This window comes from Burkholderia sp. L27(2015) (assembly GCF_009765705.1).
In the GTDB taxonomy this organism is placed as follows: Bacteria; Pseudomonadota; Gammaproteobacteria; order Burkholderiales; family Burkholderiaceae; genus LMUX01.
On record NZ_LMUX01000007.1, the window covers coordinates 138,828 to 157,309 of the forward strand.

The 18,482-nt window shown below is 58.8% G+C and carries 12 protein-coding genes; 7 read left to right on the top strand and 5 right to left on the bottom strand.

The features are described 5' to 3' along the window. Positions 1-24 precede the first annotated feature (24 nt). Positions 25-4,062 (top strand): NACHT domain-containing NTPase, encoded by a 4,038-nt coding sequence (locus tag GSQ77_RS02480; protein ID WP_158898702.1) that lies wholly within the window; start codon positions 25-27, stop codon positions 4,060-4,062. On the opposite strand, the gene GSQ77_RS02485 is transcribed toward GSQ77_RS02480, so the two are convergent. From GSQ77_RS02485 to GSQ77_RS02505, 5 genes are all read right to left on the bottom strand, one after another. Further along, positions 4,008-4,403 carry a hypothetical protein gene (locus GSQ77_RS02485; protein WP_158898703.1) on the bottom strand — a complete coding sequence of 132 codons (396 nt, stop codon included), beginning with the start codon at positions 4,401-4,403 and terminating at the stop codon, positions 4,008-4,010. The two genes, GSQ77_RS02480 and GSQ77_RS02485, sit on opposite strands and share 55 nt — an antisense overlap. Positions 4,404-4,705: 302 nt before the next feature. Beyond that, positions 4,706-8,146, bottom strand: coding sequence for an AAA family ATPase (locus tag GSQ77_RS02490; protein ID WP_216854839.1), 3,441 nt, complete (start codon positions 8,144-8,146; stop codon positions 4,706-4,708). Between the two features lie 381 nt (positions 8,147-8,527). Beyond that, entirely contained in the window at positions 8,528-9,052 is a 525-nt protein-coding gene (locus GSQ77_RS02495) for a hypothetical protein (RefSeq protein WP_158898707.1), read from the bottom strand. 14 nt (positions 9,053-9,066) lie between these two features. Beyond that, positions 9,067-10,518, bottom strand: coding sequence for a nuclease PIN (locus GSQ77_RS02500; RefSeq protein ID WP_158898709.1), 1,452 nt, complete (start codon positions 10,516-10,518; stop codon positions 9,067-9,069). Next, positions 10,515-12,443: an SIR2 family protein gene (locus tag GSQ77_RS02505; protein WP_254067409.1), complete on the bottom strand. Its 1,929-nt coding sequence runs from the start codon at positions 12,441-12,443 to the stop codon at positions 10,515-10,517. The genes GSQ77_RS02500 and GSQ77_RS02505 overlap by 4 nt, the downstream gene beginning before the upstream one ends. A 422-nt stretch (positions 12,444-12,865) precedes the next feature. On the opposite strand from GSQ77_RS02505, the gene GSQ77_RS02510 reads away from it, so the two are divergent. The 6 genes from GSQ77_RS02510 (at position 12,866) to GSQ77_RS02535 (ending at position 18,222) form a co-directional block, all read left to right on the top strand. After that, positions 12,866-13,243 carry a hypothetical protein gene (locus GSQ77_RS02510; RefSeq protein WP_158898713.1) on the top strand — a complete coding sequence of 126 codons (378 nt, stop codon included), beginning with the start codon at positions 12,866-12,868 and terminating at the stop codon, positions 13,241-13,243. Positions 13,244-13,382: 139 nt separating this feature from the next. Next, positions 13,383-14,348, top strand: a complete 966-nt coding sequence (locus GSQ77_RS02515) for a DUF932 domain-containing protein (RefSeq protein ID WP_158898715.1) — start codon at positions 13,383-13,385, stop codon at positions 14,346-14,348. 79 nt (positions 14,349-14,427) lie between these two features. Continuing rightward, entirely contained in the window at positions 14,428-15,423 is a 996-nt protein-coding gene (locus tag GSQ77_RS02520) for a YqaJ viral recombinase family protein (RefSeq protein ID WP_158898717.1), read from the top strand. A 34-nt stretch (positions 15,424-15,457) separates the two neighbouring features. Then, positions 15,458-16,369: a phage capsid protein gene (locus tag GSQ77_RS02525; protein ID WP_158898888.1), complete on the top strand. Its 912-nt coding sequence runs from the start codon at positions 15,458-15,460 to the stop codon at positions 16,367-16,369. Next, positions 16,366-17,376 carry a hypothetical protein gene (locus GSQ77_RS02530; protein WP_158898719.1) on the top strand — a complete coding sequence of 337 codons (1,011 nt, stop codon included), beginning with the start codon at positions 16,366-16,368 and terminating at the stop codon, positions 17,374-17,376. The genes GSQ77_RS02525 and GSQ77_RS02530 overlap by 4 nt, the downstream gene beginning before the upstream one ends. A 258-nt stretch (positions 17,377-17,634) precedes the next feature. Then, complete coding sequence (locus GSQ77_RS02535) at positions 17,635-18,222, top strand: hypothetical protein (protein ID WP_158898721.1); 588 nt, start codon at positions 17,635-17,637, stop codon at positions 18,220-18,222. Positions 18,223-18,482 lie beyond the last annotated feature (260 nt).

The window sequence follows — 18,482 nt, forward strand, 5'->3', positions numbered from 1 at the left end:
ACAGTAGTAATTTTTTTCGCCAAAATGATCGAGCGCCAGGTTCAACAAATTTTCCCTAAGCCAGCTCAAGATGCGATCAGCGTGCGGATCGGGTTCTCGGACTTCCTGTCGCGGTCCAACATAGTGCTGCTTGGTGAACCGGGCGCAGGCAAAACGTATCTTTTCAAGATGGCTGCGGAAGCAGCCGGTGGAAGATACATGACGGTTCGCCAGTTCCTTAACGTCCCACCGAACTGGGCAAACGACCATATTTTCATCGATGCCCTTGACGAGAAGCGCGGCGGCCGCGGTGATGACGATATTATTGATGCGCTGGTTCAGAAGCTTTTTGCAAGCCCGCCCGCCGCGCTCCGGATTTCTTGTCGGGAGCGCGACTGGCTGGGTGAATCTGACCTTGAGGCGTTCCAGCCGTACTTCGAAGCACACGACAGCGTAACGGTACTGGCCCTGCATGCGCTGCGGCCCGAGGAACAGCGAGAAGTGTTGGAATCCCGGGGCTTGCATGATGTCGACTCCTTTCTTGAAGAGGCCAACCGCCGGGAGCTGGGTGAATTTCTCCGCAATCCCCAGAATTTGCTTATGCTTGCCGAGGTAGTAGCAAAAAATGACAGTTGGCCCTCTACCCGGGCAGAGCTATTTCAGAAATCGACGCAGCTGTTGCTGTCTGAGCATAACAAGGCACACCTTCGCAAAGATGGGTACGGTCCGGAAGACTTGCGGTCGACGGCCGGTGCGCTTTGCGCTTTGCGGCTAATAAGTGGTGTCGAAGGCCTCGGAATTGATGAGCAGAGTACGGACGCCGAGTTTCCGGGCTTCGGAACCATTCCGTTCCTCGAAAAGGATAAGATCCGCGCCGCTTTACGTCGTCCCGTATTCGTGTCTACGACCGACGGAGCCGGTGTGGACTACATACATCGGACCACCGCTGAGTATCTAGCGGCTCAGTGGCTAGCCTCGAAGATGAATCACGGCCTCCCGATAACCCGCGTAACGGCGCTATTAGGCTTGGATGGTCGCCCCGCGACAGAATTACGTGGGCTACATAGTTGGCTGCCAGTCTTCGCCCCGAAGTTTGCGCATCTATTCATCGACGCAGATCCATACGGTGTTTTCGTCTATGGCGACGCCGCATTGCTCTCCTCGGAAGCTCGAGTTCATCTTCTTAGCGCCCTCAGTGACCTATCGCGTCGCGACCCCTGGTTTCGGAGCGACGACCAATCACGGGAGCGACTTGCAGCGCTGTGTGATCCGGCGATGGATGACGCATTCAGATCAATCCTCCGTCTAGCCGAACCTAATCATGCGATGCGCCTGCTCGTACTTGAAGCGTTAGCAGCCGGTAATATCTCACGAGGTCTTTTGATTGACGTCGCCAGTGTACTGATCGACACAACCGGAGGGCTCAGCGAGCGTCGAGCAGCCTTGAGGGCCTTGTTAACTGGTGGCGATGAAGGTAAGCGGTTTGTCGCCGATGCATGCAAAGGCGCAATAGGCTGGACCTCAGATGCGTTCTATTTGCGAGCCGAGGCGATATCCAGTTTGTACGGGGAGGCATTTGGTCCCTCTGATGTCATCACCTTGTTGACGCGGCTCCAGATTGCGAGTGAAGACGTGTCGAGGAGCGTGCAGACCTGGATGCTTACCGAAAGCGTTCCTGCGGACGATGCGTCAGTCATCCTGGATGGCGTACCTCCGCCGGTACGCGATAACGAAAACTCCCGAAGGGTTGGGCGTAACGCCTCGACGGTTTCGAATGTTTTGACGATGCTGTTGATTCAAGTTCTTAAGGATTCAACGAGACCATCTGGAGCCAAGCTCTGGATTTGGCTATCGAACCTGACTTCCTACGACGGCCCAAGCGCATTAGCGGAGCATTTGAGGACCGCGCTTCTGAATAATAAAATGCTCCTGCTTGACGCACTAGACGAGGGAATCAGAACGCTATCAGTGAACGAAAACTGGTGGAAAATGCTGAATGACCTTAGAAGAAAGACGCAAAATACCTTGAGTGATCAGGAGATGCTGTACAGGCTCGTTGCACAATTGGCCGACTTAAATGCGGACGCGACCAAGGCTGCCAACGTATATGAAGCCGCCCTTTCACTCGCTTGCCTGTCCCCAACTGAAAATGTTGCACTTTTTGAGCTGCTGTATGCTGAGGGCGAGCGGGCAGATCTAAGGGAAGTCCGCGAGCGTGCGCTCGTCAGCGAGATTTCTCAATGGCGAATCGACGACGCACAGCGAAAGTCGCGCCAGTTCGACGCGGATCTAGTCTCGAATAAGCAGATTCGGCACTCCTTCGGTCAAAACGAACAAGCAATCCGTGAAGGATTGCTGCTCAATTGGTTGGGCTGGATCGCGCAGGCGTATTTCGCGCAACTGAGCGAGGTGAGTCATGAGTCGCCACCGCGCCAAAGGTTAACTGCCTTACTCGGCGAAAAATACACTTCTGCTGCCTTGCTCGGCATGGCAACAGTTTTAGCTCGCCCAGATCTCCCTACAATCGACGCCGTTGGCAAAGCGGACGTGCAAGGCAGCATTCGGGCATGGTGGCTCGCAGTGATTGCCGCCCTCGATGAACGGTGGAACGACAATCCGTCGCTTGACGGCCTCAGTGACGAGCTCATATCAACAGCGATCGCGATCAACCTTGTCTGCCCTACCGAAGAACGGCAAGGAAACACGATTCGTTCGCTTTCACATAGCTGGGCGAATGCGACGTTGAAACAGCGTCCCGAGCTGGTTCGCGATGCATATGTTGCTGTCGCCGCAGCCGGTTTGGATGCGGGTCTTCCGCACGTGCATGGGCTGCACGAATTGCGCTGGAAAACTGAGCTTTCGCAGTATCGCTCGGCCATCGGGTTTCAACTGTTAAGGCGTTATCCCAATGCACCCGCGCAACAACTTCAACAGCTTCTCGAATGCGCTTGCTCGGACTCGCAGATGCACGCCGACTTCTTGCGTCTCGCCCGAGATACCCTTGCGCCCGGACATGCACTAGATGCAGAGGGCCACGCGCGATGGCTTGTCACTGCGTTCGCTATCGCGCCAGCAGAATTTGAATCGTTATTCGTGGCGTGTGCACAAACCAATCCAAACGCAATCTGGTTGTTGCGGGACATCGCCATCCCCGCTGACGTTCCTTCAACACGCGCTGATCAACACGTGAAGTTTGCGGTCGAACTGCGCGAGCGCATCATCCTTCTTGTCGGAGATCGGTTTCCAGATACGCCTCACCCCGTTCGCGGATGGTCGGGAAATCAAAATCCGTGGGACGCCTCTGAATTTCTCAAGAAAATGGTCAACCGCATTTCTGCGGACGCGAGTCCTGAAGCAACCGCGTCGCTTGCCCGTCTGCTTACTAACGAGCGAATTGTGACCTATCGCGACTTTATTCTGCACGCATCTGCTAGTCAACGTATGCGACGGCTCGACGCTGAATACCGCCAGCCAACCTGGGCCCAGACGGTAACAACCTTGGCCAGCGGCGCACCCGCGAATGCGGCTGACCTCCATGCGCTTGTGGTTGATACGCTCTCGGATATCGCTAATCGCATTGCAAATGCGAACAATGATATCTACAAGCGCTTCTGGAACGAGGACGGTTACGGCAAAGTCACAAACCCGAAACCTGAAGAAAGCTGCCGCCACGTGTTGATTGACTTCCTACGAGACCGGCTGCAGCCGCTCGGCGTAGTCATCGAGCCGGAGGGGCATATGGCGGACGGCAAGCGTGCCGATCTCACAGTGTCACACGGGCTGCACAAAATTCCCGTCGAATTGAAGCGCAACTATCACGCTGAGGTCTGGGATGCGGCGCAAACCCAACTAGACGGTATGTATACGGCAGATCCGGGAGCATCACGTTATGGGGTGTATGGCATATTTTGGTTCGGCGACGCTCGCGATCGAAAAACACCATTGCATCCGACGACTCGAAGTCGTCCCGAGTCGGCCGAAACGATGGCCGAAATGCTGAGATATATCGTTCCCTTCGAACGCAGGTCTCATATCGCAGTCCTGGTATTCGACGTCGCAAGTCCGGTGAGCTTGGAGTCTTGAGGGCATCTGAACCGAAACGTGGGATAGCACGGAAAGCTTGCAGCAGACTCGTGAGCGCCGCTCGCAATTTCGAGTTCGAACTGCCTAGCAGTGGCTTGGCTGATCTTGCGACACAACTCGGAATTCTTCACGAACTCCTTGATCGACACTTCAAGCCAGTGAATTCGTGCTTCCAATGCCTCGAGATGTTGCAACATCTCGGTGAGCAGTGCCTGGCAGAAGGCGGTGAGTTCAGAGCCCTCATTGCCGAACAAGGTCGGTATGGCACGCTTGAATGCCTGTGGCGAGCGTGCCATGATTAAACCGCGCTCTGCCAGCAAACCCCGGATTTGATTGATCACAGCCGTACCCATGAGCCGGATGAAACGTACGAGCTATTCGAAAGCCGACGCCCCGATTCACCGGCTGGATCCTCCGCATCCGCCCCGCCCTGCCCTGCCCGAAATGCCAGTCCGTGCGGGTGAAGACCCGTAACCAGGCACGCAGACTGCCAGCGCTCATCGGTAGCCGCAGCGCTCCGAAACCCATGTATGGGACGGGGGGGCGACCAACTTGAAAACGATCGCCCCCCCAGAAGCACCTAGACCTGAACAGGGGACATTGACCGCTTGGCCTGGGAGCTCTGCGTTGATCTCAGCCGAACTCACAGTGTCCCGATGATCGCGTCAGCCTGAAGGCTCACATCGAGGGGAGCCTTCGGTGCCGCCGGCGCATTGCCCGGGTTCTTCTCATACGTGATTCTGAGTTTGCCCGGGAAGAACTTCTCGTACCAAGCGCGCTTCGCAGTCCACTTTTCAACGTAGATTGGATCGTTCAGTCGCCCGACGTGCTCCCAGTAGATCTCCTCGCCTTGCCACACCACAGTAAAGTCGGGGAGGTACATGGTTCCGTCCGGAGCGAAGAGCGGCTTTTCGTAGAAGAAGGTGATGTCTCGCTCGTGAAGCATGTTCGCAATGATCACCTCTGACTTGCTCCGGACCATGTCATGTGACAGAGCCTCATGGACCTTACCTGCTTCGTACCAACCCTCCAGCTTGAGAAGCTGAGCTGGTGCGACGTGCCAGCCCAATAGCGATGAGTTAATCCGACTTAGCCAGCATCGCTCTCGGCGCCGCATGTCGATGAGCGCCCCCGCGTCACCTTGAATCAGTAGCGTGCAGTGGCGCTTGCCCCGCGTGAGAGCAGTGTAGAGCAGTTCCTGACTCAGTAGCTGACGCTTCGAGGCGGGAATGACCACGTAGATGCGGTCGAACTCGCTTCCCTGAGCTTTGTGAACAGAGATCGCGTATCCGAGCTCAAGGTTCTCCTCCACTCGCTGTGCGGGAAGGTAACGACCGCGCGCGTCCTTGCCTAGATCGGTCCCGTAGTTAATCCGTATGTCCCCCTTGCGCGAGAACTTGACTGCAAAACGCTCCAGTCGGAAATTCCAATTCTTCCACTCAGCCTTGTCGTACCCGTGAGGTCCGACGAAGCCCAGCTCCCCGTTGAAAACATCGCACTGGCCAATGCGTTGCGTGCGAAGGTCATACCCAAATATAGGATCAGATAACGTCCGGTTTCGAATCTGAATTACCTTGTCGAACAGCGCAATGCCATCCAGTGTGCCCTTCCGCTTGATCAAATCTCCGCTCTTGTGCAACTGAACGGCTAGGTTTAGCGCTTCAATGCCATAGAGCTCACCACGATAAGGACTCAAGACCTGCGCGTACTCTGGACGCCAGTCGTAAGCCTTATCCCATAGCTCAAAGAACGGGACCGAGGAGGAATCGATACCAACGTCCTCTGCCATGTCCGCCCTCATCCGCTCCAACAATAGCGCCGACAGGTCTTCCGGCTCCTGCCAGTAGAGAACTCTCAGGTCTTTGTCAACGTCGCCCGAGGCCTGAACTCGCCGAAGCAAATCTTCGACGGCCGTCTCTTTGTCCTCATCCTTCTCATCGGCAACACCGGATTGTCTGTAAAGACTCGCCAGATCGATGATCCCGGTCCCCTTGCCCTGCGCGCGACTCTCCATCTGCCGAAGGTTCGCGGTCAGTTCGGAGATAGACCCCGGGGCATTGGTTCGGCAATAGTGCACAACGTCCGCGAAGACCCGACCCGTTCCAATCGGCGGGAGTTGGTTTGGATCTCCTACCAGAATCAACCGCTTGACCGTCGACCACTTAATTGCCATGAACAGCGTCGCGAATAGCTGCAGGTCCATCATCGAACACTCGTCGATGATGATCGTTTGGCGCTCGGTTTCCTGTTCGCCTCCGATCCGCTTAAAGGTCAGGTTGTCATTGAGCCAACCACGCTTGGCAAGAAACGAGTGAATTGTCGCCGTCTCCACTGCGCCACCGAGCTCGTTATCTTGCTCGAACACATCGCGGGCTCGGTCGGCGGCTTTGCCTGTGGGTGCTAGCGCGATGACCGACGCGCCGATGCCATCGATCTTGCGGATCGCCTTCACTATTGATGCAAGCACCGTAGTCTTGCCTGTCCCTGCTGCACCGCAAAGCACGGAGAATCCACGGCGAAACACCTGCGCGCAGGTCGTCACTTGTGTCTTGATGGCTTCGTCGTATTCCTTCTTCGCCCGCACTGCGAGTGGACTGTCAGCCTTGTATAGGAAGTCGCGCCAGTTCTCATCAGTCATGGGGACGCGCAGAGCGATATCCGGGCGCTGGATCAGCAGCTTAATGTCCCGCTCAATACGCTGTTCTGCTTGCTGATGATGTCGCAGGTACACGTAGTTGCCTTCATCTTCACTTCGGAAGTACAAGGCATCGGAGTATTCGGTCTCATCGACCTCGAAATATTTCGCACGGAACTGAACCTGCTTCCACTCAGGAACACTCTGCAGACGCCGGTTCACAAGTGCGACGAGCTCACCCTCCTCGACGAACGTGTGTCCGCTGACACGGGATAAACATTCGACGGCCAATGCTCTTAGTCGCTGTGGTGAGTCGTGTCCCGCAAGTTCGGTAACGCCTAACTCTGGTGATGGGATCGCCGCGCGATCCAGCTTGCCCCAAGTGATTCGATCATCCGGGTTGAGCCCGACATATTGCTCTGACAACAAGTAGGGGTTCGCGACAATGTCAACGGTCTTCGCGTAGAGACCGTGCGGATAGTAGGGCCCCTCAATGACTCTCGTGATCGTGTCGGCATCGATATCGAGTCGAGCCAGCACGACCTTCAATAGGGTCTGACTGTCGGCCTCCAGAAGCCTCCAGGATCGTCTTGCGGCATCAACTCCCCCGTTACCAAGCGCCTTCGCTCCAAGCGTCTGAGATTTGCCTTCCAGGAGCGACCAGATCGCCTCGACGGCCTTGATCTCCTGTCCTAGCGCGACTTGGCTCTTAAGGTACGGAATCGCCTCTTGCAGCTTCAGGTAGACACAGATCTCGGCCATACCGGGGTACGCCCCACGCCTTTGCCACAGCTCGCTGATGACGCCTTCAAGCCACTTCCGCCTAGCCTCCCAGTTCTCGCTGGTGTCGCCAAGCTCAATCAGGACGAGCACCGCCTGGTGGAACTGCTCGACGAGTCCAAGGGCGTCATCGTCGGTGAGCAACTTTGAGCCGTATTTACACAAGAGCGGGTTGTCAGGAAAGACTGCGAAACGCTCGATACGAGGGTCATCCTTGTAGAGGTGATACGGCAACCGCAGTCCCTGCTCCGGGTAGGCTGAGGTGATGTTGCGGTCCCAAACATAGCCACCATACCGGTCCATGGTGCGTTCGTCGCAGCCGTCGTAGAACAGCTCCCCTCCTACGTCTACCACCCTGGACAGGCCTACCAGTGCGTAACGAGGATCCTCAGCCGTACTGAACGGATTGGAGTAATTCGAGTAGTAGAAGACAAGGCTCGAGTTCTCTTCGATCTTTGAGAAGAACTCGTCAGCATACTTCTTCCGGGCGCGTGCATCGTAGTAGTTACCCTCACGAACTTCGTCCCGATACATCTCCTCGTAAGGCCAAACACAGACCGTCGCAGGCGGCAGCTCCCAGTCGCGCCGCTTGCTCTCCTTGTTGAAGAAGACGGGCGGGTCGGCGAAAGCGGTCAATGCCTTCGCACCAAAGGCATTAATGCTGTACATGCAGGGGGGCATCTTGTCCAAGGCAGAGCAAGCCTTACCCGCACAGGACTGTTCCCATGCCAGATCGCGGCGTTCCGCAATCATGTCGCCAGGGTACGAGTGCGCACCTACGCAGTACGTGTTCTTCTGCGGAGCGCTGCACACATGACCGTTCCAACCGTCGTTGTGCCATGCTAGCCTTGCCGTTACATGCCAACCCATTTCTTAGTCTCCCGTAGCTTACGGCCGCCGGCGACATGGACTGCCACCTATCCGGCGGACCTAGACGTCCGCTCTCGGCCACTTCAAAATGTTCCTGGTCCAACGACCGCGTGTGCCCGACTCCCGCCTCGCCATCGCTCGTCCTGACGATGAAGAGGAGCGGCGACCTCCTATGCAGCCCTAGCGAGCCCACATGGGCTTGGTCTCTTTGTTGGTGATCAACGTCTGCAAGGCGCACAAGGCGTCGTGGATCTTCGCCGTGACTTCCTTGATCTCGTTGATCCGCACTTGCTCGACGGTCGTTTTGATCGCACCTCGGGCGGACAGGAAAGCAATGTGCACCTCATTGTTCTCGTCGAGGGACATGGCATTGTGCGCGTACTTGTTGCGGCCGCCCTGCGCCGCCCGGATCCTCTTGATCACGGCCTCATAGTCCTTGAGGTGCGGCACCTGGTCCACAAGCAGCCCGCACAGTGCACTCACCACGTCAACGCGCTGCTGAAACGTCGAGTGGGCCATCATGGTCAACGCACGAAGATCGACGGCCGAATCGAATCCGGCCAGCTTGCTTATCGCGGCCACCAACATGGACTCAAGGGAGCCCCACACGCAGACCATGCGTCCGAGTTCGAGCAAGTATTCATCCGGCACCGGCCAATCTGGGTTGAAATCGCCGCGCTTCGCTGTTGTCTGTACGATGGTCATGACGTTTCCGTGGCTCACATAAACAGTCGGTAGGCGTACGCATTGCCCGGAAGGTCAGGGACATTCGCAATGGTTCGGGCGAGGCGCTGCGAATACCGGATCGTCACCGGCACCGGGTCGTACAGTGCATCATTGTTCCAATCCATTTTCGTCAATGCCAAAGCTTCGAGCGCGGTCAGCTCGAGCGGACCAACCCCCGCGTGCCGAACGATATTGATCGGTCGGGGAATGCTCTTCTTCCCTTGATAGTAGTCGGCTTTCAATGACGCTTTCGGCGCGTTGCCAGCGGCCCACAGCAGCGCTGACGTGCCGGAACGAAGCAGCACTGTTCCACGCGGGACGGGATAGCCGTCCGGCTCGCTCTTCTTGCCGGCCACCCGGCTCTCCTTCAACCACACACCGCGCCAGCTCTGGCTACCACCGATCTCGACGCACTCCACCTCCGGCACCGATGACAATGCATCCAGGGCCCCCTCAAGCTCCTCCGGCTTGAACGACGTCGTTTTGTGGACGACAAGGCGACGCGGCAGCAGGCCCCCGTTGCGGCTTTGGTAGAGGCTAAGGCTTCGAGCCAGTACCGCCCGCATGTCCGTGCGAGTCAGGAACGGGTTGCGCCGTGCCTCATCAACGTCCTTCACCGGGTCGCGCGCCTCGAACGCGACGAACTGCATGCCCCCACCGTCGGCGTCGAAGACCTGCGAGCAGCAGGTCACGTAGTGCGCGTCCTTGGGATCGCCGCGCAACGCATACGCGAGGCCGATGTAGGCTGTTCCGTCGGGCACACCGGGCAGAGGTGCGAGCTTCCACGGGACGCCCCCGGCTTTGACATACAGCGCGATCGACAGTCGCCACGCCAACGATGCCTTGAAGCCGAAGGTGAACGCCCGGTCGTTCACGACCTGCGTCGGTATGCCGTACGTCGCACCCAACGCTTTGAGAGAATCGTGCGCGTCGAAGCCGGGCGCTCGAAATCCGACCTCCCATGCGTCCGGCAGGTGTACCAGCACCACGTCGAATTGGTCCCTCACCAACGACAGCCGATCCATGCCGTCGCGCAGCGCGCTGAGCACCCGCAAGTGCGGCGCACCGCCCTGCCCCAACGACGCAAGGTCGTCGGGCCACTTAATGTGGGCCGCGCTGATCGGCGAGGCCACGAGCGGTACGCCGAACAGCCTCTCAAAACTCGGGAACTCTGGAACGTAATCGAGACGATCCCTCGGGGCGTGGCTGGAGCGCAGCGTTTCGACGAGACCGGCGACACCCTTGCGGCCCGCTGCTGGACCCAGCGTCGCCACCCGCAACTGCGGCGTGTACAAGGGAAAACTCGCGCTGTTGTACGCGCCAAAGCGAACGAGACCTCGCAACGGGTTCGCGTCCAGCGACTTGTCGTCTGAGCTGAACGTCAACTGTGGCTCCTCCAGCAACGAGAACGGCGGCAACTTCGACGCATTGTAATCCGTGCTCATCGTCCCCCCCGTGAGAAGTAGTCGTGGTCATGGCTCGGACGACTCCACGCCGTCACGGGCGAGACTTGGAACACCGCATCGACACCAGCCTCGCCAGGCGTTCCCATTGCACGCAAGGTCCCGTTTTCTTCGCCGGCCAGCATGGTCGCCCAGGCGGCGACGATCCTGGCCCACACATTGTTGTACCGGTTCGCCCACAGTTCGCGGCGCCAGTCGATGACCGGATCGCCCCGTCGCACCGGCCCGGGTTGGGGCTCGGATGTGTCATCGTCCGCGCCCGGCTCGGCTTTGTCGGGCCATGGCACGTCTACGTGGGTCGTCGGCTCAAAAGCGCACCACCAGCGGTCCGCCGCCCGCTCGAGCCGGAGCTGAACGCCTTCATTGAACAGAAAGCCTTGCTTCGGCACCGTCCCGAACAAGGCGGCTGAATATGCCTGCTTGAGCTTCAGCAGTCGCGCGTTGCGCCGCTCGGAAGCCTCCCTGCTTTCCTTGGGCGATCCTTGTGCGGCAAGCACGTAGTGACCTGCACGCCGCATACGCGCGAAAAGCGGCTGATTCCGGCAAACGGCGCGGGTCAACGCGTCGTACAGCAGGCCCAGCGCCCAACTGTCGCGCTCCGGGTGAAGCTCCACGGTGCCGGCCAACTGACCGCCCACCGGCTCGAACGCACGCAAGAGTCCCTCGTCCGGACCAAATGCTGCGATCTCACGTCCGTTGCTGGCCGCGACCGCCCACACCTCGGCCTCCTTGAGGAGCTCTCGAACGCGCGCGGTGGTGACGGGCGTGTTGATGGCGATGCGTCGAGCCACTTTGGGCATCGACAGCACCGGGATCGCCGAGCATTGCAAGACGGGAAACGGTCGGCTTTCCCGTGTCGGAAGCGGTACGCTGCGCAGCACCTCGGCGGGACGCGATTGAAGCACGTGGTCCAGCAGCGGTTTCGGGAGGTCAATGCCGTCGGCAATGTCGGCGGCCAACTCGTCGAACGTTTGCGATTCGACGATTGTGACGCTGATCCCAGCCGCGCTCGCTGCTTCCAAGAACGCGGTCACCGCCGGAAGAACCGACCGCGCCGAACGCGCAACCCAGTAGATTCCGCTCGGGAACGCGTTGGGCTGCGACAGCGCTTCGGTCAACGCCTCCATGACCGAAGCGTCGCGCCCGCTGTACCCCACGACGACCAAGCCGAAGCGACCGCATGCGCCGGTCAGGACCGATCGTATCTGCGTATCCTGGGATTGCAGCTCTTCGTTGGTGTTTTTCAAGTGAAGGGACTGGAAATCGCCGTGGACCTTCGCCAAAAGAGGCCAGCTCGACTCCCGCAGGCAGCGCTCCGCCCGCTCTGCGTTGTCGAGCGCGGCGACAGTGAGGTACGCACGCTCGCTCGCGGACATCAACTGGTCGGTCACCGTCGCCCCCGTTTCGACAAGCGGATCGAAGTTGGTCGTGAACACGCAGGGCACGCGTCTGGTGGTAATGAGCGACGCAAGCACGCGATGCGCAAAGGACGGCGTGCCCTTCTTGATCGCGTCCTCGATGTAGTTGCGCCGTGCCTCGGGCGTCGGGTAGACCGCTTCGAACGCGGCTGCGTATTCGGTCGGATCGTTGGGCGGTGGCAGCACCGAGCGCGTGCTCAGGAAGATGTCGATCCGCGCGATCCACAGCGGGTCGTTCGCATCGACCTCCCGCAACTTCATCCCCGACAACTGACAAAACAGCCGTTTTTTGAAGTCGGTGATCATCGCGTACCCGGTGGGTATCCCGGCAGACGCTGAAGCGCCTGCGCCAAGGAGCCAGGCAAGCTGGTTCGGTCGCTGGCAGTACGCGGTGGCGAACTGCGGCCCTGAAAGTGTCTGAATCGTCAAACCGCCCCCGTTGCTCTTCTTGTTATGTACGCCTTCGCGGTGACCGTGCGTCGGCATCATAGTGACCGGGGCAGGCTGTGGCCCGTGTCATGTCCCTCGGACGCTTGGTGATCGCGAACGATTGTAACGAAAAGCGCGGATCTTGCAACAGCACGTGTGTCGCTTCGCCATAAAGCAAGCGGAGATAGCCGAGTCTTACACGCGCCGACGCAACGCGGTTCGTCAATCCGATTGATAAAAATCTCAGCTCTATATCACCGTATAGAGACTAGCGGAATGCTAGCGCTCAATCGACCGAAGTGATCAATTGCCCCCTCCGTGCACCCCCTGGAACCTACCGTGATACCAACCAACTCCCCTCTCGAGTACCTAGCCGCATTCGCCATCGTCTTTGTCATCGCCGTTATTTTTACCGTTGGCGTCAGTAAACGTATCGATAACCTAAAAGGAAAGGCTGGGCACTTGGCCCCGTCGCATTGACTATGGATATACCCTTTCCTCAATCATGGCCGCCAACGCATCACCCCGTGTCGATCCAATGCCCCAAATGCCAATCCGAGCAAATCGACACGCGAAACCATGCACGTAAAATCGGCGGCACCATCGGTACTGCCGTTGGTATTACAAGCGGTGTCGCAATGATCGTGTCTGGCGCCGAAGTGGGCGCGGCGGTCGGTTTAATTGCCGGCCCCTTCGGATTGGTTTGCGGTAGCGTCGCTGGCGCTATTGTCGGCGCCTTTGCCAGTGGCGTCGTAGGCTGCGTCGCCGGCTCCTCTCTTGGCGAAGTGGTCGATGATAACGTTCTCGACAACTACCGCTGCCTCGCCTGTCATCACACCTTCGGCAAACCAAAGCGCTGATTACAACTGAGCCGCCGCACTGCTTCGTTTGATCGTAGTTCCCCGTTCCGCCTCACCTCTCACCTCATTCCACTTATCGCGCGTCCCCTGCCCGGCTTCGGCCGGGCTTTATGCGCTCGCCCTTTTACAGGAGTTCACGATGCATCTCGTCCAAACCATGGCCTACGTTGACGAAACACCCTGGCACGGCCTGGGCAACCACCTTGCCCCCCATCAACCGCTGGAAGTCTGGGCCGAACAAGCCGGCATGAATTGGAAGATCGAGGAATCCGAAGTCCGCTTTGTTGCGGGCGCCACGGGTTTGGGTTCCATCCACGCCTTCCCCGAACAGATGGTGCTGTATCGCTCGGACACGAAGGCTCCCCTGTCGGTCGTATCCAGCCGCTATCAGGTCGTTCAGCCCGCCGAGATTCTGGAGTTTTATCGGGATTTGACGGAAGTCGGCGGTTTCGAATTGGAGACGGCCGGGGTATTGAAGGACGGCAAGAAGCTCTGGGCGCTTGCCCGTACCGGTCAAAGCGTGTCTCTGAAGGGGCGCGACAAGGTGAACGGCTATCTGCTTTTGGCAACGGCGTGCGATGGCACGCTCGCCACCACAGCCCAATTCACCTCGGTACGTGTCGTGTGCAACAACACCCTGGCGATTGCACTGGGCGACAGTACCGGCGCCGTCAAGGTGCCGCACCGCAGTCAGTTCAATGCACAAGCCGTCAAACGCCAACTGGGCATCGCCATCTCCTCCTGGGACGGATTTATGGTCCGCATGAAAGCACTGTCGGAACGCAAGGTCAGTGCAGAAGCTAGCGAAGCGTACTTCCGGCGTGTACTGACCTATCAGGCGAACCATACGACAGATGGGTCGATTGCCACTGCCAACGACAGTGCCATCCGGGCCGTGCAGGCGTTGTTTGCTGGTCGCGGCAAGGGAGCAACACTAGCGTCAGCTTCGGGTACCGCCTGGGGGCTGTTGAACAGCGTCACCGAGTTCGTCGATCACCAGCGCCGCGCCCGCAGCGATGACCACCGGCGCGATGCCGCGTGGTTTGGAGCTGGCGCCACGCTCAAGCAAAAGGCATGGGACGAAGCAATCAAGCTCATCGCATGATCTTCCCCTTCCTGTTGTTACGGCATAAATGCCCGGTCGGGGTTTTCCCCGCCGGGCGTTTTTATATCTGGAGGTTTGCATGTCTCTATCCGAAACGGCTGGACGTGGCAGGAACCGTCCGGCATTGCGTCTCGTGGAAACGAAGGATCTTCCACGCGAGGAATGGCTGGCGGTCAGAAAGAATGGGATTGGTGGCTCGGATGCGGCCGCGGCCGTGGGCCTAAGTCCGTACATGAGTCCGCTGGAACTGTGGTTGATCAAGACCGGACGCGATACGCATCTACCACGCCCCGATCCTGACGATACAACTGAGCCCATTTACTGGGGCACGCTGCTGGAGCCGATTGTCGCTGCCGCGTACACCAAGCAGACCGGCAACCGGGTACGGCGAATCAATGCGGTCCTGCAGCACCCCACGGTGTCGTTCATGCTCGCCAATCTGGATCGGGAAATCGTCGGGGTTCCCGACGTCCAGATCCTTGAATGTAAAACGGCTGGCGAGTTTGGCGCGCGGCTCTGGCGCGACGGTGTGCCGGAATACGTGCAGTTACAGGTTCAGCACCAGCTCGCCGTCACCGGCAAGCGCGCCGCCGATGTCGCGGTGCTGCTGTGCGGTCAGCAACTGGGCGTGCATCGCATCGAGCGCGACGACGAACTGATCGCTCGGCTGATCCCACTCGAAGCGCAGTTCTGGCAGTACGTGACGAGTGATACGCCACCGCCTTCGGACGGTTCCGAGTCGGCCGATCGCGCCTTGCGCTGCCTATACCCGGGTAACACCAGCACGGTGGACTTCTCGGATGACCGGCGGCTGTCAGCGACCTTTGCCGACCTGGTCGCTGTGCGGGCTGCGATCGACACGCGTGTGCAACAGGAAGCGGCGCTCAAGCAAACCCTTCAGCAGGCGATGGGCGACGCGTCCCGTGCGGTGTTCGAGACGGGCGAAATCTCGTTCAAACGCAGCAAGGACTCGGACGGCATCGATCTGAAACGCCTACTCGCCGATCACCCTGAACTTGAGCAGCAGTACGCCATCACCAAACCCGGCTCGCGCCGGTTCCTTGTTTCTACCTGATTTCCCTATTCACCTTACGTATAACGGAGAACCTATGCTCAAGGGTTTAGCTATTACGCCGCCCGTCATCGGGCGAATTTCGATTGGTCGTATTGTCGAGAAAAACGGCAAGCGGTTGCCAGAGAAGGATGATCAATTCACGCTCACGACGCAGGTACAGGGGCGTGACGGGTGGATGCTGCACCCTCTGAACGAAGCGCTGCGCAAGGCCACTACGGGCAAACTCAGGTCGATTCCCATTCGGTTTCTCTTCAATGATCCGGATCTCAACCTGCGCGCTGAGTACTCACTGTTCGACCGAGAGACTGGACGGCCGGTGTGTGTCGGCAACGGTGAAACCTGCAAACGGGTGGGCAATGAAGGCGTCGAGTCGCTGCCGTGCCCATCGCCCGATGGCTGCGCATTCGGCCAAGCGGGTCACTGCAAGCCCTACGGCCGGCTGAACGTGGCAATCGGGGAAGAAGATGAACTCGGTTCGTTCATTTTCCGCACGACCTCATACAACTCGATCCGAACCCTCTCGGCCCGGCTGCATTATTTCAACGCCGTATCGGGCGGACTGCTCGCCTGTCTGCCACTGGAACTGAAGCTGCGCGGCAAGTCGACCACACAGAGCTTTCGCTCGGCGATCTATTACGTCGATCTCGGAGTACGAGCTGGCAGTTCGCTTGAAGAGGCCATTGGTCAAGCGCGTGAGCTGGACGCGCGCCGTCGCGCGGCAGGATTCGACCAAGCGGCGCTCGATATAGCGGCCCGGACGGGATTCGCCAACGGCGCGTTCGAGGATAGTGTCGAAGAAGGTGCAGCCGTCGCCGAAGAATTCTATCCGGAGGACGGGGGGCGCGGTACGACAGGCAGCGACACGGCCCCAACCGTGGCCACCAAGCCCACCCTCACAGACAAACTGGAGCGCAAAGCGGCAGGTCTGCGGATGGCAACGGCATGATCCCATCGACGCGACGTCATCGTGTGCACCGTGGTTGGGCACTGGGCCTCGCGGTCGCGGCAACCAGTACGGCCTTGTCCATGTCGGTGCTGGCCGGGTGGCAGCGTGGCGGGTGGGTGGCGGAGCGGGTCGTTTGGGTCGCAATCGGCGTCGTACTGGTCACCAGTGCGCATTTAATACCGACGCTGAGCCGATCGGCCTCTCTGTCAGTGCGATGCGTGGCAGGCACGTTGTGGGCGGCATGTCTGATTGCGGCGTGCTACGGTCATGCGACCTTCTTCCTGCGGTCGCAGCGGCATGCGGGAGAGAGGCGAGCCGAAGCTGTGACGCTCCCCGTCACCCAGGCGGTCTCGTCACCGGGGCGCAGTCTGACGGTGATCGCAGCGGAGCGAGCCCACGTTGTCACAGCTCTTGCGGTTGCCAATGCGCGCCGGTGCCAAACCGACTGTATTGCATTGCATCTGACTCGGGTTCGGTTGAGTGCTCAGTTGGATGCGCTCACGGCGGAGGCCGGCGAGGTCACGCGTCAGGAGGCAGATGCGGATCGGCGGTCAGCCCAGATGGATCAGGCTTTGTCGAGCCGTGAGGCGTTACGTGACGATCCAGTCACCGCACGACTTGCTGCGTTACTAGGCGTAACGGCTCCGCGAGTGGATCTGCTGTCTGGGTTGCTCTTTGCGGGCGTGCTCGAAGGCGTCGCGTGCCTGTTCTGGTTCGTGGCGTTTCAGGAGCGTGACGCGTCAGTCGTCGAGGCCGTCACGCTGTCGACACCTGAGTCGGCCACATCGGGTAACGATGGCGTCATGGCGAACCCGACGTCCAGTCAGCCAGTCACTCGGCATGATCGGCAGCACGATGCACAACGCGAGATAACACGACTCGCTCAAGACATTGCCGCCGGCCAGGTGCGCGCCACCGTCGCCGATATCCGGCGCCACCTCCACTGCTCACAAGCTCGCGCCGCCACTTTACGTCGGCAACTCGGCGAACTGTCCACCTCTCCGTAACTGGGCTTCTGCCCGAATTCCGTTGTTCAAATCCCCGCATCCGATGCTCTTCGGAGGCAAATACACGCTGTTCTATTGGAGGAAACGATACCAATCCATCGCACACGAATAACGCTGGACCACCCTTCTCGCCTGGGCGAATAACGACCTCAGGCTCCGTTTGGACGAGTTTGCTCCCTCGCATCGACCCGTTCACTCCACGCTGTATATCGCTCTATCGCGCTTAATCAGCCCAAATAAACCTTAAAAGGAAAAAGCATGAAAAATAGATTCCCTACGCGCCTCGGCAAAATCGCGCTGTGTTTTTCCATGGCTGCCGCGCTCGCCGCCTGCGGCCACAGTGCCCCTTCGGAAAGCGATGCGAAAGCTGCCATCCAAGCACGACTCGGCGACTGCGATTACTTCAAGGTCACCGATTTCGCAAAGGTGAATGGTCGGCAACTCGACGATACTGATTATCGCGTCGACGTGAAGTACACGATCACCATGTCGCCTATGTCTGCCACCAAGAAGCAAGTTGAAGCTTGGAAAGCCGACGACGCGAAGTATCAGGATATCGAAACGCAGCTCAAAGCAGTCCAGCAGACTGCAGGGACTTTCTCCGAACAAGCGAAAGCGCTGTCTGGCGATGCGTACACAGCTCAGCAGCAGGCGCTTCGTGAATCCAACCCATATAACCTTTTGCAGAATGTTGTAAGCGAATGCCCAAGGGTCCAGCGGAGCGTCACTAACCAGTTCTTTGGTGTCCACACTAAAATGACGGCTTATTCGGACGACATCAGTTACACATTCACGGAAGAGCTATGGATGGTGAAAACTGACAACGGCTGGCAGGAAGCGCGATAGCCGGACTCGCGATACCGAACCGTGACTGCTAGCAAGCGAGTCACGGTTCGGTTCAGCGAAATCGTCTGAGTCCCGTGAAAGTTCACGGACTCTTATTTTTTTTCCTGATTCTGATCGTTTTGAGCAGAGGCACATCGGGACGTATCGTCCCGCGTGGGGCAGCAAGCGGCCAACATGAGACGGTCGCCGCAAGGGCTCTCTCGCCATTCGAATGTCGTTGCCGCCGCCGAAAACGGCCGTCCAGATGATCCATTAAGTTT

Coding starts and splice junctions, on each gene's coding strand:
- GSQ77_RS02480 (WP_158898702.1), top strand. CDS start 25: ATGATCGAGCGCCAGGTTCAACAAATTTTCCCTAAGCCAGCTCAAGAT.
- GSQ77_RS02490 (WP_216854839.1), bottom strand. CDS start 8,146: ATGTACAGCATTAATGCCTTTGGTGCGAAGGCATTGACCGCTTTCGCC.
- GSQ77_RS02495 (WP_158898707.1), bottom strand. CDS start 9,052: ATGACCATCGTACAGACAACAGCGAAGCGCGGCGATTTCAACCCAGAT.
- GSQ77_RS02500 (WP_158898709.1), bottom strand. CDS start 10,518: ATGAGCACGGATTACAATGCGTCGAAGTTGCCGCCGTTCTCGTTGCTG.
- GSQ77_RS02505 (WP_254067409.1), bottom strand. CDS start 12,443: ATGATGCCGACGCACGGTCACCGCGAAGGCGTACATAACAAGAAGAGC.
- GSQ77_RS02510 (WP_158898713.1), top strand. CDS start 12,866: ATGGATATACCCTTTCCTCAATCATGGCCGCCAACGCATCACCCCGTG.
- GSQ77_RS02515 (WP_158898715.1), top strand. CDS start 13,383: ATGCATCTCGTCCAAACCATGGCCTACGTTGACGAAACACCCTGGCAC.
- GSQ77_RS02520 (WP_158898717.1), top strand. CDS start 14,428: ATGTCTCTATCCGAAACGGCTGGACGTGGCAGGAACCGTCCGGCATTG.
- GSQ77_RS02525 (WP_158898888.1), top strand. CDS start 15,458: ATGCTCAAGGGTTTAGCTATTACGCCGCCCGTCATCGGGCGAATTTCG.
- GSQ77_RS02530 (WP_158898719.1), top strand. CDS start 16,366: ATGATCCCATCGACGCGACGTCATCGTGTGCACCGTGGTTGGGCACTG.
- GSQ77_RS02535 (WP_158898721.1), top strand. CDS start 17,635: ATGAAAAATAGATTCCCTACGCGCCTCGGCAAAATCGCGCTGTGTTTT.